Genomic DNA, 19,296 nt, shown 5'->3' with positions numbered 1-19,296 from the left:
TATTGTGTAGATATTACTTTTGAATCTAACTATACTCGATATCTCGAATACCCCTTTGTTCAACCAAGGCATATGTTTACTATAACAGTTTTAGTAAGCGTTTTCAATGGCGTACAAGACAGATAAAAGTAACATTTTATCATTAAAGGGTCAAAAAACTTATAAAATGAAAAGAATAATAAGCACGTAAAATAAAAAAACGTTACATAGTAGCATGATTGCTATACTATGTAACGTCGGATGATTTGTTATTGCTGATAACGTTGGCGCTCTTGCTGTTCCGCAGCATAGCGTTCAGGATTTTTTTTGTAAAAATCTTGATGGTATTCTTCAGCTTGATAAAAAGTTGAAGCGGGTAAAATTTTAGTAGCAATTGCTTTATCGTGTTCAAATGTATCTTTTAGTTGTTCGATATAATTTTCAGCAACTTGTTTTTGATCGTCATTGGTATAAAAAATTGCAGTTTTATATTGTGCACCTCTATCTTGAAATTGGCCACCTTCATCTGTTGGGTCAATGACAGAGAAAAAGATTTCTAATAATTTATTATAGGAAAATAAGGCCACATCATATTCTATTTCAATTGTTTCGTAGTGACCTGTAGTACCAGTTTTTACTTGTTCATACGTTGGATTATCAACATGACCTCCCATGTAACCTGAAGTTACTTTTTCGATACCTTCAAAAGTGTCAAACGGCTTAACCATGCACCAAAAGCAACCTCCAGCGAAATACGCCTTGTTAATATTCATGCTTAACATCCTTTCTGAATAGCCCTTTAGTCCGATTTATTTAGAAATTACTTGATTTTTACATTAAATTTATATAACTTTAATATGTATTAATTATAGTACATAGATTTGTAATTTTGAAGATATAAGGTTGATATTATATGAGCGAAGATAAGCAAAAGAGAGAATTTAATGAAGGTGATACGCCGCACAAGACTCCACCAAGGCGATCACGAAAGAAAAAAAGAGTAAGAAAACTACCTTTTATAATTTTATTTATCATTATTATTTTAGGTATAGTAATTGGTTATGCTATTCATGGGTATAATTCTGGTATTGATTACGCTAAAGAACATGGTAAAACCATAAAAAAAGAAAAATTTAATGGTGCCGCTAAAAATGATGGAAAAATTACGGTTATGGTTCTTGGCGCTGATAAAGAAGCTGATGGTATGTCCCGTACAGACTCTATTATGATTGCACAGTATGATTACGTGCATAAAAAAATGAAAATGATGTCTGTAATGAGAGACATATATGCAGATATACCTGGACATGGTCAGCATAAAATTAATTCTGCCTATACGATGGGTGGACCTGAATTACTACGTAAGACACTGAAAAAGAATTTAGGTATTGATCCAGAATACTATGCGATTTTAGATTTTACTGGCTTTGAAAAAATGATAGATGAGCTAGAGCCCGATGGTGTCCCAATTGATGTTGAAAAAGATATGTCTAAAAATATAGGTGTATCATTGAAAAAAGGTAATCATCGTTTAGATGGTAAAGAATTACTTGGTTATGCAAGATTCAGACATGACGCAGAAGGTGATTTTGGTCGTGTGCGTCGCCAACAACAAGTAATGCAATCATTGAAAAAAGAACTCGTGAGCCTTGATACTTTACCGAAATTACCAAAAGTAGCAGGTATTTTACGTGGTTATTTAAACACTAATATGCCGGATTCTGCATTGATTCAATCAGGATTAAACTTTGGTATTAGAGGCGATAAAAACGTGGATTCTATAACATTACCAGTAGAGGGATCGTACCAAGATATTCAATCACCAATGGATGGTAGTGCTTTAGAAATTGACAAAGCAACAAATAAAAAAGAAGTGGAAAAATTCCTCAATGAATAAAAAGGCACTTATTTGCTGCCTTCAAACTGTCAACAAAGTCTCTGATTTTGTTGGCAGTTTTTTTATGCACGCTTTCCGCAGGCACTGCCTTAGCCTGTGGTCTTCGGCGAGTGCTGTTCCTGCTGGAGTCGGCATAAGCCACTGCTAGTACTATGGAAAAGTCTTTAGGAGAAGTAATACCTAAAGTTATATACTGACGATACGACATGAGGTTATCGACAAAGTCTCTGATTTTGTTGGCAGTTTTTTGTGCACGTTTTACGTGGACACTACTTTAGGTTATTTATCTTCGGTTAGTACGAGTCGGTTCAAATCACTTCCAATATTATAATAAATATAAATAAACAAACCTTAGGAGAACAACTGTCACCTAAGGTTTGTCTGTATTTTTATTATGTAAATAGCATTAACTGTGTACATATTTTTATTACTGATCTACTTTTCTGACTCCTGCCACACCGTAATGTTCTGGTTTCATTTCTTCTACGATGACATGTATAGCCTCTCTATTTGCACCAGTTGACTTTTCTACAGCGTTTGTAACCTCAGAAACTAAATCTTTAAGTTGTTCGTCAGAGCGTCCTTCTAATAATTTTACGTTAATAATTGGCATATGACTTCCTCCTCATAGTAAGTTGTAGTTTATTATAGCATGAATATTCAAACTATTTCAGTGAAGACTATAGATATAGCATTTATATACTAATGTTGTAGCTTTAGAACACTTAACCATTACGTGGAAAATTGAAAGGTCAAATAATGAATAATATTTATTACTAAGCTTGTTATATATGCGAAAGATAAAAATTGTTGCTATGTATGTAAGTATAATTTTAAGCGTGAACTGATGGCTGTAAAGTTTTGGTTTTCGTAAAAATGTAAAGTACGAGGCCAACGTGTTATGTTCGGTGTTCCCACTTCTATATGTTGCCAGTTCACTGTTTTACCATATGTCACTGCTTGATGAATTAGTTGTGATCCGACGCCACGATTTCTATAACTAGGCTCTACATAAAGTTCTTGAATAATACCTAAATCACCATTGGCATAAAGTGCTGTTGATTGATAGAGGGATAGAAAGCCTATTGCTACTGATTCATCATAAATTAAAAAACCTGTCCACTGTGGATTGTGTTGAATGAGCTGTTGACTGGTAACTAAGTAATTGCTTGAGGACACTGTAGTGCCACGTAATTCAGATAATAGTTTCGCAGTAAAAACTGCTACTTGCCGATAATCACTTTTTGTAACTTCTATAATATTATACGTCATAAATTTAGTCCTTTCACTGTAGTAATCATTGTTGTAAGTAGTTTTCTTGTAGCGCTTAGTTTTATTAAAACATAAGTATTTTGAAATTATAATGCTTTGTAAAAATAAATTTAGCCTTTGAAATAATTTAGAAAATGGTATACACTATAACCGAACACTTGTTCTGTTTTTGTGGGAGGTTATGACTATGGAAATGTATGATTATAATTTATTAGAAGAACGAGATGTATTGTGTATTGACCAAAAGAGTTTTTTTGCGAGTGTTTCTTGTCTCCAGAAAGGATTAAACCCATTAACGACTAAGTTAGCAGTAGTGGCAGATACTAAACGCCAAGGGTCTGTTGTCTTAGCTGCCACACCAGCACTTAAAGCATTAGGTATTAAAACAGGATCAAGGTTATTTGAAATACCGCATAGAACAGACATTTTTATTATTAATCCAAGTATGCGTAAATATTTAGAAGTATCGATAGCTATTTCTAAAATTGCGTTACGTTATGTACCACCGGAGGATTTACATCAATACAGTATTGATGAATTCTTTATAGATGTGACCGATAGTTATCATAGATTTAGTACAACATTGCATTCCTTTTGTGAAAGGTTAAGAAGTGAAATTAAGGACGAGACAGGCATTGACTGTACCATTGGTATTGGCTCTAATATGCTATTAAGTAAGGTAGCGATGGATATTGAAGCAAAGCACAATACTAATAGAATTGCGGAATGGCGTTATCATGATATTCCAGAAAAACTTTGGCCTATTAAACCATTAAGTGAGTTTTGGGGTATTAATCGGAAAACTGAAGCGAAATTGCAAAAGAGAGGAATTTTTTCGGTAGGGGATTTAGCTAAGTACCCTTATCAGTTTTTAAAAAGAGATTTTGGTATTATCGGTATTGATTTACATTTACATGCTAACGGCATTGATCAAAGTAAAGTAAGAGAAAAATATAAGGTAACCAATCCGTCAATTTGTAAAAGTCAGATTTTGATGCGTGATTATCGTTATGAAGAAGCTAAAGTAGTGATGCAAGAGTTAGTAGAAGATGTGGCGAGTAGAGCGCGAGCGAGAAATCAACTTGCACGGACAATACATTTTAGTTTCGGTTATAGTGATGAAGGAGGCGTGAGCAAACAATATACGTTAGATGATCCAACTAATTTAGAAAGTGATATGCTGAAAGTAATAGATAACTTTGCTGATCAGTTATGTGATCGTTCAGCACTATATCGTACATTAAGTGTGTCTTTAACACAATTTATAAATGAAGAAGATAGGCAACTCAACTTATTTATCGATGAATATGAACGAAAAAGAAATGAAAACTTAGCTAAAACAATTGATGCATTACATCAAAAGTATGGTAAAGGTATCGTATCTAAGGCAGCATCCTATACTGAAGCGGGCACAAAACATGGACGTTTAGGGTTAATGGCTGGACATAAAATGTAACTGCGCTAGAAGTGACGTGACTTCATAGTTACAGTTGTAATTACTTGAGAAGGGTGATTAGTACTGGAAAAGCTTGATTTAAAGCGCAATTTCAGTTCAGGCAGCTGCTCTAATAATATAAAATTAGGCTGGGACGAAGCTATTATGTCCCAGCCGTTTTATTATGGTATATAAGTATCGAAGTCGCTTAGCGCCTCTGCACCTCTTTTGCGATCTTCTGGGTTTTTAAAACTAATGCGTAATGCTCCGTAAATATCTTCACGGACTTCTAGAATTCTTATGTTGCTTATAGAAATATTATGTAAACTCAGGGTATTTGTTACTTGGCTAATCATCCCCGGTTTATCTGGAATATCGACATAAAGATCATGCTCTATAGACAATGCGCCTTGTGACTTAACTGGTAGTTGATCACGATAAATTTTAGCATCATTGAAAAAGTCGAATAAGGCATCAGGTTTTTGGTGTTCAATGAGTTCAATGATGTGACCCATTTGTGTATGCCACTCTCGCATGATGCGTAGAATAGTATTTTTGTTTTCTAATGTGATATCTCGCCACATGAAAGGATTACTGCTAGCAATACGCGTAATGTCTCTAAACCCTCCAGCAGCCAAATCTTTAACAAGGTCAGATTCAGCCACATGATTGGAATTTAAATGTACCAAAGCTGAGGCGATAATATGTGGTACGTGGCTAACTAAACCAGTAACGAAATCATGTTCTTCAGCAGTAGTAGAAATAAATTTAGCGTCGGTTGTTGCCAATAAATTTTGTATCGTGTTATAAGCTTGCTGATTTTGTGCTTCATCATGTACTAAAATGTAAAAAGCATTTTCAAATAAATGTTTTTTCGCATTTAATACACCAGATTTATGGCTACCTGCCATTGGGTGACCACCAATTAAATGGATATGATGTTCTAATAAAAATGTTTCAAATTGCTGAATAGTCGACTTGGTGCTACCAGTATCTGTAACAATGACACCATCTTTAGGTTGGAGTGAAGGTAAATCACGTAAATATTTAATTGTTTGTTGTACCGGTGTAGCATAAATTATAATATCAGCTTGTTTAATGCTTTGTTCGTAATTAGTTGATTGATAATCAATAATACCGATGGATAAAGCTTTGTCTAATTGTGATTGATCTGCATCATATGCAGTAATTTCAATATCATTATGGTAATAACGCAAATTGCTAGCTAAACTCCCACCAATCAGACCTAAACCAACGAATAATATTTGTTTCATAGTAGTGGACACCTCGATCGAAATTTTCAGAATAATAACAGTGTATAGTAGCAGAATAAGATATGCAATATGTAGCAAGCTATATCTAACATCAAACTGGCTTTAAAAAAGGACATATGAGCATAAATTAGTGGTTTATAAATCGATGGGTCTTGATAGTCTGAAAAATAATAAATGATACTATTGTCATATACGAATTAAATAAGCAATTAAAGTAATATAACGATTAGCAACGAATACAGGATAAGAGGAGAAGATGACTAAGTAAAATTTTTTCATTAACTATAATTATTCGAATTAAAAGTAAAAAGATGTTTGACAAATAGAAATGAAAGTTGTAACATGCTAAGTAATTACTTGTTGAAAGCAAGTATAAAATTTAAAAGATATAAGTAACACATGAGATTTGTAGTAAGCAGAAAGCTAATGGGTGATGTAAATTAGCACAACTGATGTGGTGAAATGGGCTTTTAAATACAATACTATAGCAGTAAAGTGAACATAAATATGTTAACTAAGGTGGCACCACGGTAACGCGTCCTTACAGATTTGCGTTATTGTGGTGCTTTTTATATGTAAAATAGCAAACAAAATGAAGTAGTACATGGCTAGGTAGTAACAGAAAGTTAGTGGTTGATGGAAACTAACACCACCATGTAACGAAATTGGGTTTTGTTGAAGGTCAATTAAATAAAAATGAAGTGAGCTGTAGTTTGAATACGGCTAAATTAGGTGGTACCGCGCGTCAGCGTCCTTATAGCAATATAAGGATGCTGATTTTTTTGTTAGGAGGGAAAGTAAATGAAAGTTAAATATAAAAAAATAAATGCTGAAGTAACACCAGAAGCATTTGCCAGATTAAGAAATAACAAAATAATTTTAGAAAGTGCAGACCAATCACAACTTAAAGGTCGTTACTCTATCGTTATCTTTGATACGTATGGGGAACTTATACTAGATGATAAACAGTTACAAATTACGACTCCAGAAGGAACAAAGACAGAAACAACTGAACCATATGAGCAGATGAAATCATATATTGATCACTATAAAGCACTTATTGAAGAAGAAGAATTATCAGCATTACCATTTATTTCTGGTTTTGTCGGCTCATGTAGTTTTGACCTAGTACGACACGAATTTCCAGTATTACAAAATATAGCCCTAGATGATCATCAACAACATGATACTAAATTTTATATGGTCGAAGATGCGTATATTTTTGACCATTACAATGAGTATTTGTATATAGTTGCAACTGATTTATTTTCACAGCGAAGTGAACAAGCATTAGAAGACAACATTAACCGACGTTTAGAAGAGTTAACTAAGGTAGAAATTTTTTCTGAACCATTACCATATGAACAACAAGAAAAAGTAATTACTTCAAATGTAACGAAACAACAATTTATGGATACTGTGTCTTACATGAAGTCATTAATACAGCAAGGTGATATGTTTCAAGTTGTACCATCTATTATTTATAGTTATCCTCATTACTTTAAAGAAAATGTAAAAACATTTGCATATCAATTATATCAAAACTTAAAACGACAAAATCCAAGTCCTTATATGTATTACATCGATATGGATAAACCTATTATTGTAGGGAGTTCGCCAGAAAGTTTTGTTAAAGTGCAAGCACAACAAGTTGTAACTAATCCAATAGCTGGCACAATTAAACGAGGTAAAACTGAAGAAGAAGATTATCATAACGAACAGCAATTAAAAACAGACGAAAAAGAATTAAGTGAGCATCGTATGTTGGTTGATCTAGGACGTAATGATATTCATAGAGTGAGTATAGCGGGTTCTTCCAAAATTAAAAAATTAATGCTAATTGAACGCTATGAACATGTAATGCATATCGTCAGTGAAGTCACTGGAACTTTAAAAGATAATTATTCACCGATGACAGTTGTGGCAAGCTTATTACCTACTGGAACTGTTTCAGGAGCACCTAAACTAAGAGCTATTCAGCGCATATATGAACAACGACCTAAAAAACGAGGCGTCTACAGTGGGGGCATTGGTTATATTAATTGTAATCACGATTTAGATTTTGCTTTAGCCATCCGCACGATGATGGTAGATGACACGCATATTAATGTCGAAGCAGGGTGTGGGGTCGTATATGATTCTATTCCTGAAAAAGAATTTGCTGAAACACAATTGAAAGCGAAAAGTTTATTGGAGGTGTCACCATGATATTAATTGTCGATAATTATGATTCATTTACGTATAATCTCGTTGATATTATTGCAAAAACACAAGATGTAGTAGTAAAGTACCCGGATGATCCCGAAATTTTACAACTAGATGTTGATGGCGTAGTGATTTCGCCAGGGCCAGGACATCCTTTAGATACTCAATACTTAATGAATATCATCGATCATTACCAAACTAAACCAATCTTAGGTGTCTGTTTAGGTTCTCAAGCATTAACTTGTTACTACGGTGGCAAAGTAATACAAGGAGAAACTGTTAAACATGGTAAAGTCGATACAATGCGTATCGTTAAAGCAACACAGTTGTACAAAGAAGTATCAGAAAATTCAGAAATAATGAGGTATCATTCATTAGTCAGTGACCCTAATCAGTTTCCATCAGTATTAAATATCACGGGCGAAACGACAGATTGTATTCAGTCATTTAAACATGAAACTAGACCACATTACGGAATTCAATTCCATCCAGAATCATTTGCATCAGAATTTGGAGAACAAATTATTAATAATTTTATCAATATTACTAAGGAGGGCACACAAAATGACATTACTCAAACAATTACAGCAACAACAACCACTCAATCAAAATGAAATGACTGAATTTATCGACTTATTAATCGCTACAGATTATGACTTAGAGGATAAAGTAGCATTATTGCAAAATTTTACTGCTAAACCATTAACACAACAAGAGTTAACATTTATTTCACGTAGCTTAATTCAATCCATGTACACAGAACAACCTGTATACCCTGGAAGTATGTGTGTCTGTGGCACAGGAGGAGATAAGTCAAATAGCTTTAATATTTCAACAACAGTTTCGTTTGTCGTAGCTAGTGCAGGTGTACCTGTCATTAAACATGGTAATAAAAGTGTGACTTCTGCTTCTGGTAGTACAGATTTACTACAAGCTATGCAAGTTGCTACTAGCAGCATAGAGGAAACGCCACAATATTTAAAAGATACAGGGTTAGTGTTTTTAAGTGCTACCGAAACATATCCAATAATGAAACACATTCAACCGGTAAGAAAAATGTTAGATGTACCAACTATTTTCAATATAACAGGTCCACTCATTAACCCCTTTAAACTTGACTACCAAGTGATGGGTGTATATGAACCCGAACAACTAGATAAAATTGCACATACTTTAGCCGACTTAGGACGAAAACGTGCGATTGTACTGCATGGTGCAAATGGTATGGATGAAGCAACATTATCCGGAGATAATTTATTATATGAAATTAGAGATGGAAAAATTTACAATTACACTATCAACGCAGAAGATGTGGGTTTAACACCTGCAAAGAATACAGAGCTTGTAGGTGGAACAGCACAAGACAATTTAGAAATAACACTAAATATATTAACGAATAAAGATCAATCGGCGAAAAAAGATGTCGTGTTATTAAACGCAGGCATTGCACTATATGTAGCAGAAAAGGTTTCTTCAATAAAAGAAGGTGTTGAAACAGCACGCAACTTAATTGCTACAGGTGCGGCGTTAGAACAATATAAACAAACAGGAGGTTACTTATATGACTATTCTAGATGAAATTGTAGAGTATAAAAAAGAATTATTAGCTGAAGGGTATTATCAAAAGAAATTAGAAACACTACCAGTGGTAGATATTTCCCATAAACAGCCATTTAAAGAGAGCTTAACAACAAAAGAGCAACTTGCAGTAATTGCAGAAATTAAATCTAAAAGTCCATCATTACCAGAATTACCAGGTAAGGATTTAGTACAACAAGTTAAAGATTATGAAGCTTATGGAGCCAATGCGGTATCTATATTAACAGATGAACAGTATTTTGGTGGGAGTTACGAACGTTTACAATCACTAACAGTAGAAACCAACTTACCTGTGTTATGCAAAGACTTCGTAATTGATCCAATTCAAATTGATGTGGCCAAAAAAGCTGGAGCTTCTATCATTTTATTAATTGTTAATGTCTTAACAGATCAACAACTTAAAGAATTATACACGTATGCAACTAAACAAAATTTAGAAGTGCTAGTCGAAGTTCATGACAAAGAAGAACTAGCCAGAGCATATCAGTTAGATCCCGAAATAATAGGTGTTAACAATAGAGATTTAAAACGTTTTGTCACAGATGTTAAACATACAAACGAAATACTAAGTGGACGACAAGCAGGCTATCATTATATTTCAGAAAGTGGTATCCACACTAAAGACGATGTTGAGTCTATTGTGAATTCAGGTATTGATGGCTTACTTATTGGGGAATCATTAATGAAAAGTGATGATTTGAGTGAATTTTTACCGAGCTTAAAACTGGATAAAGTCAAAGTATGAAACTAAAATTTTGTGGTTTTCGTACAGCAACAGATGTAAAGCAAGCACGGCATTTAGACATTGATGCCATCGGTTTTATTCATTACCCCAAAAGTAAAAGATTTGTAGATACAGCAACTATTAAGTCATTAATCCAACTTGTACCAAACGATAAACAGACTGTAGTTATTGTAGTGAATCCAACAATGGATAAAATAACAGAATTGGTCCAAGTAACAGGCTTGTCTACGATTCAATTACATGGAGATGAATCAGTGGAGTTTGTAGCGCAAGTTAAACAACATTTTCCACAGCTAAATATTATTAAAGCCTTACCTGCAAACGAAAAATTAAATGCTAATTTAGTAGCGTATCAACCTTATGTCAATTTATTTATTATAGATACGCCTTCGAAAGCATATGGAGGTACAGGTCAACATTTCAATTGGCAAATATTGCAACAAATTAGAGATATACCTTATTTAATTGCAGGTGGTATAAACTATGACAGTATTCAACAAATAGAACAGTTAAATTTAGCGCATAGTGGTTATGATATAGCGAGTGGAATAGAAATTAACCAGTATAAAGATAAAGATAAAATGAACGATATTATTAAATTGGTCAAAGGAGTATCGACACATGAATAAAAAAATACAAACAGAAGCGGATGAATTTGGCTTTTTCGGTGACTATGGTGGTCAATATGTCCCTGAAACATTAATGCCAGCTATTATTGAATTAAAACAAGCATATCAAAAGGCAAAAAAGGATCCTTCTTTTTATGAAGAATTACAGTATTATTTAAAAGATTATGTGGGGCGAGAAACTCCTTTAACATTTGCTGAAAGCTATACAAAGCAATTAGGTGGCGCGCAAATATATTTAAAACGCGAAGATTTAAATCATACTGGAGCGCACAAAATCAACAATGCTTTAGGACAAGCCTTATTAGCTAAAAGAATGGGCAAAAACAAACTTGTAGCTGAAACTGGTGCGGGTCAACACGGTGTGGCAAGTGCAACAGTCGCAGCCTTATTTGATATGGAACTTGTTGTTTTTATGGGTGAAGAAGATATTAAACGACAATCTCTAAATGTCTTTCGTATGGAATTATTAGGAGCAAAAGTAGAATCTGTGAGTAATGGCCAAGGAACATTGTCAGATGCAGTTAACAGCGCTTTACAATATTGGGTAAGTCATGTTGATGATACGCATTACTTATTAGGTTCAGCTTTAGGACCAGATCCATTTCCAACGATGGTCAGAGATTTCCAAAGCGTAATTGGGACAGAAATTAAGTCGCAAATTACGGACAAAGTAGGGCGCTTACCGGATGCAGTAGTTGCATGTATTGGTGGGGGATCAAACGCTATAGGTACATTTTATCCATTTATTGAAGATGACGTTAAACTATACGGCGTTGAAGCAGCAGGTAAAGGAAAGAATACGGACCAACATGCCTTAGCAATTAGTCAAGGGAAGCCAGGTGTGCTACATGGTTCGAAAATGTATTTGATTCAAGATGATCATGGCCAAATTCAACTTGCACATTCTATTTCAGCAGGTTTGGATTATCCAGGAGTCGGTCCCGAACATTCTTATTATCAAGATATCGGTAGAGTTAACTATGTAACTGCTAGCGATGATGAAGCGATGAATGCGCTAGTACGATTTACTAAAGCTGAAGGTATCATTCCAGCAATCGAAAGTGCCCACGCGTTAAGTTATGTAGAACAATTGGCACCTGAAATGAGTAAAGATGAAGTATTGGTAGTTACGGTGTCCGGACGTGGCGATAAAGATATGGATACGATTAGAAATTACATGAAAGCAAGAGGTGAAATTTAATGTCGAAATTGTTTATACCGTATATTATGGGCAATAGTTCATTTATTCAAAATTTAAAAATGTTGAGTGAGGCAGGTGCAGATATTGTTGAAATTGGTGTGCCATTTTCAGACCCTGTAGCTGATGGACCTGTTATTATGGATGCAGGTAAAAAGGCAATTGAGGAAGGTATTAGTGTGAACTATATTTTAGAACAACTCACACAACATAAAGCCGACATTAATAGTAATTACGTATTAATGACTTATTATAATATTATTCATCATTATGGTGAAGAAGCATTCTTCGCTGCTTGTGAAGATGCAGGTGTTTATGGTCTGATTATACCTGATTTGCCGTTTGAGCTCATTGAACAAATGAAGTTGAGACATCCTGAACGTAAAGTGAAAATTATTTCATTAGTTGCTATGACAACTGCTAAAGAACGTATCGAACAAATTGCGCAACATGCTGAAGGTTTTATTTATACAGTTACCATGAATGCAACTACTGGTGAAAATGGTAAATTTCATCCAGAGTTAAAACAACGTATTAATTATATCAAGTCAATTTCACAAGTTCCTGTTGTAGCAGGTTTTGGCATACGTACTACAGACCATGTAGCTGACATTATTGAAGCGGCTGATGGTGTAGTGATAGGCAGTGAGATTGTAAGACGTTTAGACGAAGATGATAATGCTACATCACGTCAATATTTTAGTGAAATTCGTCACGTATTAGATGCTTAAGCAAATTAGTTTTTATCCATTTTAAAAAACTGTAAAATACAAATACATAGTTAAACTATGTATTCAAGTCTAATTTAGAGGTGACTGAAATTGAGTAAAAAGGTATTATTTGTTTTAACTAGTAGAAATCAATATGATGATGGTTCACAAACAGGTTTATGGCTAGAAGAAGCAAGTGAGCCATATCGTATTTTAGCAGAAGCTAATATTACAGTAGACCTTGTATCTATTGATGGTGGTGCAGTACCGATTGATGCAAATTCTACACAAAACGGTGAATTAGAGCAATACAGTGATTTTGTGGATAAAATTAATGATGTACCTAGCATTAAAACGGTAAACGTTGATAATTACGATGCGATTTATTTACCAGGTGGACACGGTACAGTATTTGACTTTGGACACAATCAAGAGCTAGCGACAGTACTTGCAGAATTTAAAGAACAAAATAAATTTATTTCATCTGTTTGTCATGGTCCAAGTGCTTTTGTTGGCGCTAAAGATAAAAATGGTAACTTTATCGTTAAAGATGTAACTTTAACAGCATTTACAGATGAAGAAGAGCGTGCTATGGGCTTAGAAAACAAAGTACCATTTTTAACACAAAGCGAATTAGAAAACCAAGGCGCAAAATTTGTCACTAAAGATAATTTTGTATCACATGTTGAGCAAGATGGTTTGTTTATTACAGGACAAAACCCTCAATCTAGCATTGCCATCGGTGAAACGTTAAGAGATGCATTAACACAATAACGATTAACTGATTCATAAAGTACAAGGTATATGATATATAATAAATTTAAAGAGAGCAGTATAGAAATTAAAAAAATTTAATTTCTATACCGTTCTCTTTTTGTTTGTTAACCTATAATAAATGGTATAATAATATGTAGCATAATGATTTTAAACTATCATGAAAATTGATTTATTGACTGAACAATAAGGGTATTAATTTTGTTTTAATGATGAATATTGTATAATAGTTAAGATTGAAGAATAAAAAGATTAATAGATGAACTAGGAGTATATAAAATGAAATTTACGAATTTAACGGCGACAGAGTTTGGCACATTTGCTGATAAGATGGAGAATAGTCACTTTACGCAAATGGTAGGAAACTATGAACTTAAAATTGCAGAAGGTACAGAAACACATTTAGTAGGTGTTAAGAACAATAATAATGAAGTTATTGCAGCATGTTTGCTAACGGCAGTACCAGTAATGAAATTTTTTAAATATTTCTATTCAAACCGTGGTCCAGTAATAGATTTCGACAACAAAGAGTTAGTACACTATTTCTTTAATGAATTAAATAAGTATTTAAAAAAACATAATGCGTTATATTTCCGTGTAGATCCATATTTACCTTATCAGTATCGTAATCACGATGGTGACATTTTAAGCAATGCTGGTAATGATTGGTTCTTTGATAAAATGAAAGCATTAGGTTATAAACATCAAGGGTTTGTAACTGGCTTTGATCCAATTATTCAAATTAGATTCCATTCAGTTTTAGATTTACAAGATAAAACAGCTAAAGATGTCTTAAATAATATGGATAGTTTACGTAAACGTAATACGAAAAAAGTTCAAAAAAATGGCGTGAAGGTACGCTTCTTAACAGAAGAAGAATTACCAATTTTCCGCTCATTTATGGAAGATACATCAGAATCTAAAGACTTTCATGATCGAGATGATAGTTTCTATATCAATCGTTTTAAATACTATAAAGACCGTGTACTCGTACCATTAGCTTACATAGATTTCGTGGAATATATAGACGAGTTGAAAGCCGAAGGGGAAGTGCTGACAAAAGATATCAACAAAGCTATTAAAGATATTGAAAAACGTCCAGATAATAAAAAATCCCACAATAAAAAAGAAAATTTAGAAAAACAATTACAAACAAATGAACAGAAAATTGCAGAAGCTGAAGCATTAAAAGCAAAACATGGTAATGAATTACCAATTTCAGCGGCATTCTTCATTATAAACCCATTTGAAGTTGTATATTATGCAGGTGGAACAGCAAATGAATTTAGACATTTTGCAGGTAGTTATGCGATTCAATGGCAAATGATTAACTATGCACTTGACCATAATATTAATCGTTATAATTTCTATGGTATTAGTGGTGACTTTTCTGAAGATGCAGAAGATGCAGGTGTTATTAAGTTTAAAAAAGGCTTTAACGCCGATGTAGTAGAGTATGTTGGAGACTTTATTAAACCAATTAATAAGCCAATGTATAACGTCTATAAAGCCTTGAAAAAGGTCAAAGATAAAGTGAGTAAACATTAATAGAAGGGAACTAAGCTAGAATGAAATTTACAGAGTTAACTGTCAAAGAATATGACAATTTTGTACAAAATCCAGCGTTAGAAAGTCATTATTTTCAAGTTAAAGAAAATATAGCGACTAGGGAAGAGGATGGATTTCAAGTTGTTTTATTAGGATTAAAAGATGACAACAATCAAGTCGTTGCAGCTAGTCTGTTCTCTAAAATACCAACAATGGGGAGTTATGTCTATTATTCAAATCGTGGGCCAGTAATGGACTACAGTGATTTAGGATTAGTAGATTATTATTTGAGAGAATTAGATAAATATTTACATCAACATAACTGTTTATACGTCAAACTAGATCCGTATTGGATTTATCACATATATGATAAGGATGTTAATCCATATAGTAATAGATATCAAAATGATGCACTCGTTAATTTATTCAAAGCTTACGGTTATGAACATCATGGTTTTACGACATCATATGATACATCAAGCCAAGTAAGATGGATGGGTGTATTAAATTTAGCAGGTGAAACACCTGCATCATTAAAAAAACAATTTGATAGTCAACGAAAAAGAAATATTAATAAGGCCATTAATAATAATGTGCGCGTACGTTTCTTGGGTAGAGATGAATTTGATATTTTCTTAAATTTATATAGAGAAACGGAAGAAAGAGCTGGTTTTGTATCTAAAACGGATGACTATTTCTATAATTTTATTGATAATTATGGTGATAAAGCCTTAATTCCACTTGCTTATGTCAATTTAGATGAGCGTATTGAAACGATTCAAAACAATATCAACGATAAAGAAGCGCGTCGTGATCAAATGATGCAAAATGAAAATAAGACAGAGAAACATTTGAAAAAAATTAGCGAATTAGATAAGCAAATTGAACACGACAAATCAGAATTACTACAAGCGAGTGAATTACGTCAAACAGATGGTACTATTTTAAACTTAGCTTCAGGCGTATTTTTCGCCAATGCTTATGAAGTAAACTATTTTTCAGGAGGTTCTTCAGAAAAATATAACCACTTTATGGGACCATATATGATGCACTGGCATATGATAAATTATTGCTTTGAACATGGTTATGAGCGTTACAATTTCTATGGCTTATCAGGAGACTTTACTGAAAATAGTGAAGACTATGGTGTATATCGATTCAAACGTGGCTTTAATGTACAAATCGAAGAGTTAATTGGAGATTTCTACAAACCAATTAAAAAAGCAAAATATAAATTATTTAATTCTTTAAATAATATCCGTAAGAAAATTAAAAAATAACTGTTTTAAACCGCCATATTAAGAATATGGCGGGATTTTTATGTCAAAATAAGTAACTATATTTATGTTATGTAAACTTATAAAGTGATATTAGCAAATTATTGTCTTTAACAGGCAACTTCTAACATGACGATAAATTAAGAGATCAGAAACCATTACATTATAGTACTAAATGAATATAATGTATAAAAAGTATAAGTAATATAACAAGTAAGTAAATTTTAATTATGTAAAATTATCTGAGTCGAATATTGATATTGGTAAGTAAGTGTGATGTTCCTAATGGCAAATTAAGCAGTTATTTATAACTGAAAATGCTAAATATGCGAAAAAATATAATAACTTACGCTGCAATATAAATAACCATATTTATGTTATGTAAACCATAATGTATTTTAGCAAATAATTTAAACCCTGTAACTAAGGATTGCTACTTAGATAGATTTTATAGATTAATCAAGTGTTAATGTGTGTATTATGAGTTAATCTTGCTGATTTAAGCACTTAATGAATATCAGCTATAACTATAAGTACATTAATAATTATATTGTAATTTAAAGACGCTGAGATTTTGATTTCTGAGCAATTTTATTTAATTAAGTGAACAAACGTATAAGTAATGACAAATGAGTCAGTGATATTTACTAGACTATAGATAAATTAATCAATCAAGACAAATGAAGTGATATATGTAATTTATATGTGAGCATTATTAATGGATGGTAATATATGATCTTAAATATTGATATTATATATGTTAATTAACGACTAACTTTTAGAAAACATTTTAGTTTACATAATATATATTATAGGAAGTTATATATGGAACGCTTTTTCTGCTGAATATCCACTTATTAATAATGATTAGCATAGTTTTTGTAGTTTGTTATTTTTAGTTAAGTAATATTTATAGCTTATTTAGTACTTCGATTCATTATTATTATTTTAATATGAGTTAGCAATATATCATCGTAACTTTATTTGGTTATGTTATATATTTTGCCAATTGCTGTTGCAATTATGATATTTGCTCATTCTTACTCGACTTAGAAAAAGCTATGTGTAATTTGCAAACATATAATTATAATGTATATATTACAGTAATATATTAATTAAAAAATAATTGATAACGATTATCAATTACAGTATACTTCTGTTATAGGAGGCATACTACATGAAAAACATAATTATTCTTTTTAGTATCATTGTTGTAATGATAATGGTTACTGCATGTGATACTAAAAAACAATCAACATCACACCAAAAGACGAAAACTGTCAGTATCGACAATACATATGAATTTAAAGAGCAAACTAAGGATCATAATCGTGGGACTATGAAATCTAAAACTGTTAAAGTACCTATCAATCCTAAAAGAGTGGCTGTAATGGATTATGGTGCATTAGATACTATGCAATCTTTGCATTTAGAAAATCGCATAGTAGCCATATCTAAAGGTCAAAATGCCTCTTTTTTACCAGAACGTTTAAAAGCGTTTAAAGACGATAAATATGCTAATTTAGGGAATCCTGGGCGCCCTAATTATGAAACTTTAGCAAAAGCTAAGCCAGAAGTTATTTTTGCCTCTTTTAGACAAGCGCATTCTAAGACATTAGAGGAAATGCAAAAAGCTGCACCACAAGCAAAAATTATTTTTGTAAGCCCCCACTTCGATAATTATATCCAATCCGTAGAAGAGAATGCCATGATTATTGGTAAAATATTTAAACGAGAAAAAACTATACACAATATGAGCGATAAATTAGATCAGAAACTGTTAGAAACTAAAACAGTCATTAACGAAGATAAGGTATTATTTTTAAACGTGGATGACAAAGATGTGAAGGCGTATGGCTCCACAGGAAGATTTGGTGGATTTATTAATGAAACTTTAGGCATTAGACATGCTGATACAAATATGAAGGCTAGTTCAAGTGGCGCGGTCATTTCGTATGAGTATTTAGCACATACAAACCCTGACAAGTTGTTTGTAATAGATAGATCGAAGGATGGTAAGACGAATGGAGTGCCGGAAGCATTAAAAAACCCAGTCATAAATAATGTTAAAGCTGTGAAAAATAATGAGATCACCCTATTTGAGGCTAATGATTGGTTTTTTAACGAAGGTGGTCTGCAAGCAACAATGGATCAATTAAATGATGTTGAGAATGCATTTAAATAAAAATAAAAAGCGCTACAGGCGATTAAATCTTCCTGTAACGCTTTTTATTATTGTTTGTGGCGTGTATATTCTTCAACTTCTTGTCGAGGAATACCGCCTCGTTTTCTAATTTCTTTATTAAGTTTTTTTTCTTTGCGTTTTCGTCTCCAATTTCGAGTAAAATACCATAATAAAAATGTAATAATAATACAAAAGATTGCTAAAAATGCAGCATAACCCAACAATGGTTCATATGAAATGTTGTAAAAGTTAGGTATTAAAAATGCTGCAATTGCTAAAACAATAAAAGTGGTAATTGCAGGGAAAAACCATTTGTTTAATACTAAATTACAAAATACAGTCAATAATATTGCTGCTACAAAAGTAATCCACAAATAGTTCGGCATATCAAATATACTCATATTAATTGCTCCTCACAAAACTTATAAAATTGACATAAAGTCTTTGTTAACTACATTTTATCTGAAAATACTTTATATGTATAGCGACTATAGTTGTATCTCACGTAATAATTGTCCTTAGTATATCTTTAGTAAGTGATTAATGTATAATGCAAAGTGAATACATAA

18 protein-coding genes are annotated in these 19,296 nt (G+C 32.7%); 13 read left to right on the top strand and 5 right to left on the bottom strand.

The window, feature by feature from the left end:
* Positions 1-248: 248 nt before the first annotated feature.
* Positions 249-752, bottom strand: coding sequence for a peptide-methionine (S)-S-oxide reductase MsrA (gene msrA, locus JVU85_RS02530; protein ID WP_002511091.1), 504 nt, complete (start codon positions 750-752; stop codon positions 249-251).
* 140 nt (positions 753-892) lie between these two features.
* Here msrA and JVU85_RS02525 point away from each other — a divergent pair, with 140 nt between their 5' ends.
* Positions 893-1,876: an LCP family protein gene (locus JVU85_RS02525; protein WP_002511092.1), complete on the top strand. Its 984-nt coding sequence runs from the start codon at positions 893-895 to the stop codon at positions 1,874-1,876.
* A 427-nt stretch (positions 1,877-2,303) separates the two neighbouring features.
* On the opposite strand, the gene JVU85_RS02520 is transcribed toward JVU85_RS02525, so the two are convergent.
* Together JVU85_RS02520 and JVU85_RS02515 are read right to left on the bottom strand one after the other, a co-directional pair.
* Positions 2,304-2,489, bottom strand: coding sequence for a 2-hydroxymuconate tautomerase (locus JVU85_RS02520; RefSeq protein ID WP_002511093.1), 186 nt, complete (start codon positions 2,487-2,489; stop codon positions 2,304-2,306).
* Positions 2,490-2,689: 200 nt separating this feature from the next.
* A complete protein-coding gene (locus JVU85_RS02515) occupies positions 2,690-3,148 on the bottom strand; it encodes a GNAT family N-acetyltransferase (protein WP_204172069.1) in 459 nt (152 codons plus the stop codon).
* Positions 3,149-3,341: 193 nt separating this feature from the next.
* On the opposite strand from JVU85_RS02515, the gene JVU85_RS02510 reads away from it, so the two are divergent.
* On the top strand, positions 3,342-4,604 hold the full coding sequence (locus JVU85_RS02510; protein ID WP_002511095.1) for a Y-family DNA polymerase: 1,263 nt from the start codon (positions 3,342-3,344) through the stop codon (positions 4,602-4,604).
* Positions 4,605-4,765: 161 nt separating this feature from the next.
* Here JVU85_RS02510 and JVU85_RS02505 read toward each other — a convergent pair whose 3' ends face one another.
* Positions 4,766-5,857, bottom strand: coding sequence for a prephenate dehydrogenase (locus JVU85_RS02505; protein ID WP_002511096.1), 1,092 nt, complete (start codon positions 5,855-5,857; stop codon positions 4,766-4,768).
* An 801-nt stretch (positions 5,858-6,658) separates the two neighbouring features.
* Here JVU85_RS02505 and JVU85_RS02500 point away from each other — a divergent pair.
* The 11 genes from JVU85_RS02500 (at position 6,659) to JVU85_RS02450 (ending at position 18,727) form a co-directional block, all read left to right on the top strand.
* Positions 6,659-8,065, top strand: coding sequence for an anthranilate synthase component I (locus JVU85_RS02500; protein ID WP_204172068.1), 1,407 nt, complete (start codon positions 6,659-6,661; stop codon positions 8,063-8,065).
* Positions 8,062-8,676, top strand: a complete 615-nt coding sequence (locus JVU85_RS02495; RefSeq protein ID WP_204172067.1) for an anthranilate synthase component II — start codon at positions 8,062-8,064, stop codon at positions 8,674-8,676. Before JVU85_RS02500 ends, JVU85_RS02495 begins: the two co-directional genes overlap by 4 nt.
* Complete coding sequence (trpD, locus tag JVU85_RS02490; RefSeq protein WP_002511099.1) at positions 8,627-9,640, top strand: anthranilate phosphoribosyltransferase; 1,014 nt, start codon at positions 8,627-8,629, stop codon at positions 9,638-9,640. The genes JVU85_RS02495 and trpD overlap by 50 nt, the downstream gene beginning before the upstream one ends.
* Positions 9,624-10,406 carry an indole-3-glycerol phosphate synthase TrpC gene (gene trpC, locus JVU85_RS02485; protein ID WP_002511100.1) on the top strand — a complete coding sequence of 261 codons (783 nt, stop codon included), beginning with the start codon at positions 9,624-9,626 and terminating at the stop codon, positions 10,404-10,406. The genes trpD and trpC overlap by 17 nt, the downstream gene beginning before the upstream one ends.
* Positions 10,403-11,035, top strand: coding sequence for a phosphoribosylanthranilate isomerase (locus JVU85_RS02480; RefSeq protein WP_002511101.1), 633 nt, complete (start codon positions 10,403-10,405; stop codon positions 11,033-11,035). The genes trpC and JVU85_RS02480 overlap by 4 nt, the downstream gene beginning before the upstream one ends.
* Positions 11,028-12,236, top strand: coding sequence for a tryptophan synthase subunit beta (trpB, locus tag JVU85_RS02475; protein WP_021458816.1), 1,209 nt, complete (start codon positions 11,028-11,030; stop codon positions 12,234-12,236). Before JVU85_RS02480 ends, trpB begins: the two co-directional genes overlap by 8 nt.
* Positions 12,236-12,964 carry a tryptophan synthase subunit alpha gene (trpA, locus tag JVU85_RS02470; protein WP_204172066.1) on the top strand — a complete coding sequence of 243 codons (729 nt, stop codon included), beginning with the start codon at positions 12,236-12,238 and terminating at the stop codon, positions 12,962-12,964. The genes trpB and trpA overlap by 1 nt, the downstream gene beginning before the upstream one ends.
* 90 nt (positions 12,965-13,054) lie before the next feature.
* Positions 13,055-13,717: a type 1 glutamine amidotransferase domain-containing protein gene (locus JVU85_RS02465; RefSeq protein WP_021458815.1), complete on the top strand. Its 663-nt coding sequence runs from the start codon at positions 13,055-13,057 to the stop codon at positions 13,715-13,717.
* A gap of 279 nt (positions 13,718-13,996) precedes the next feature.
* Positions 13,997-15,265, top strand: a complete 1,269-nt coding sequence (locus JVU85_RS02460) for an aminoacyltransferase (protein ID WP_142019667.1) — start codon at positions 13,997-13,999, stop codon at positions 15,263-15,265.
* Positions 15,266-15,285: 20 nt separating this feature from the next.
* The gene (locus tag JVU85_RS02455; protein WP_002511106.1) at positions 15,286-16,545 is read left to right on the top strand and encodes an aminoacyltransferase; all 1,260 of its coding nucleotides are present in this window, start codon (positions 15,286-15,288) and stop codon (positions 16,543-16,545) included.
* Between the two features lie 1,174 nt (positions 16,546-17,719).
* Positions 17,720-18,727, top strand: a complete 1,008-nt coding sequence (locus JVU85_RS02450; RefSeq protein WP_021458814.1) for a siderophore ABC transporter substrate-binding protein — start codon at positions 17,720-17,722, stop codon at positions 18,725-18,727.
* 47 nt (positions 18,728-18,774) lie between these two features.
* Here JVU85_RS02450 and JVU85_RS02445 read toward each other — a convergent pair whose 3' ends face one another.
* Positions 18,775-19,128 carry a hypothetical protein gene (locus tag JVU85_RS02445; protein WP_002511108.1) on the bottom strand — a complete coding sequence of 118 codons (354 nt, stop codon included), beginning with the start codon at positions 19,126-19,128 and terminating at the stop codon, positions 18,775-18,777.
* Positions 19,129-19,296 lie beyond the last annotated feature (168 nt).

It is taken from the genome of Staphylococcus sp. GDY8P72P (assembly GCF_016890655.1).
Classification (GTDB): Bacteria; Bacillota; Bacilli; order Staphylococcales; family Staphylococcaceae; genus Staphylococcus; species Staphylococcus arlettae.
This window is presented reverse-complemented; position numbering and strand designations above follow the sequence as displayed.

Coding starts and splice junctions, on each gene's coding strand:
- msrA (WP_002511091.1), bottom strand. CDS start 752: ATGAATATTAACAAGGCGTATTTCGCTGGAGGTTGCTTTTGGTGCATG.
- JVU85_RS02525 (WP_002511092.1), top strand. CDS start 893: ATGAGCGAAGATAAGCAAAAGAGAGAATTTAATGAAGGTGATACGCCG.
- JVU85_RS02520 (WP_002511093.1), bottom strand. CDS start 2,489: ATGCCAATTATTAACGTAAAATTATTAGAAGGACGCTCTGACGAACAA.
- JVU85_RS02515 (WP_204172069.1), bottom strand. CDS start 3,148: ATGACGTATAATATTATAGAAGTTACAAAAAGTGATTATCGGCAAGTA.
- JVU85_RS02510 (WP_002511095.1), top strand. CDS start 3,342: ATGTATGATTATAATTTATTAGAAGAACGAGATGTATTGTGTATTGAC.
- JVU85_RS02505 (WP_002511096.1), bottom strand. CDS start 5,857: ATGAAACAAATATTATTCGTTGGTTTAGGTCTGATTGGTGGGAGTTTA.
- JVU85_RS02500 (WP_204172068.1), top strand. CDS start 6,659: ATGAAAGTTAAATATAAAAAAATAAATGCTGAAGTAACACCAGAAGCA.
- JVU85_RS02495 (WP_204172067.1), top strand. CDS start 8,062: ATGATATTAATTGTCGATAATTATGATTCATTTACGTATAATCTCGTT.
- trpD (WP_002511099.1), top strand. CDS start 8,627: ATGACATTACTCAAACAATTACAGCAACAACAACCACTCAATCAAAAT.
- trpC (WP_002511100.1), top strand. CDS start 9,624: ATGACTATTCTAGATGAAATTGTAGAGTATAAAAAAGAATTATTAGCT.
- JVU85_RS02480 (WP_002511101.1), top strand. CDS start 10,403: ATGAAACTAAAATTTTGTGGTTTTCGTACAGCAACAGATGTAAAGCAA.
- trpB (WP_021458816.1), top strand. CDS start 11,028: ATGAATAAAAAAATACAAACAGAAGCGGATGAATTTGGCTTTTTCGGT.
- trpA (WP_204172066.1), top strand. CDS start 12,236: ATGTCGAAATTGTTTATACCGTATATTATGGGCAATAGTTCATTTATT.
- JVU85_RS02460 (WP_142019667.1), top strand. CDS start 13,997: ATGAAATTTACGAATTTAACGGCGACAGAGTTTGGCACATTTGCTGAT.
- JVU85_RS02455 (WP_002511106.1), top strand. CDS start 15,286: ATGAAATTTACAGAGTTAACTGTCAAAGAATATGACAATTTTGTACAA.
- JVU85_RS02450 (WP_021458814.1), top strand. CDS start 17,720: ATGAAAAACATAATTATTCTTTTTAGTATCATTGTTGTAATGATAATG.
- JVU85_RS02445 (WP_002511108.1), bottom strand. CDS start 19,128: ATGAGTATATTTGATATGCCGAACTATTTGTGGATTACTTTTGTAGCA.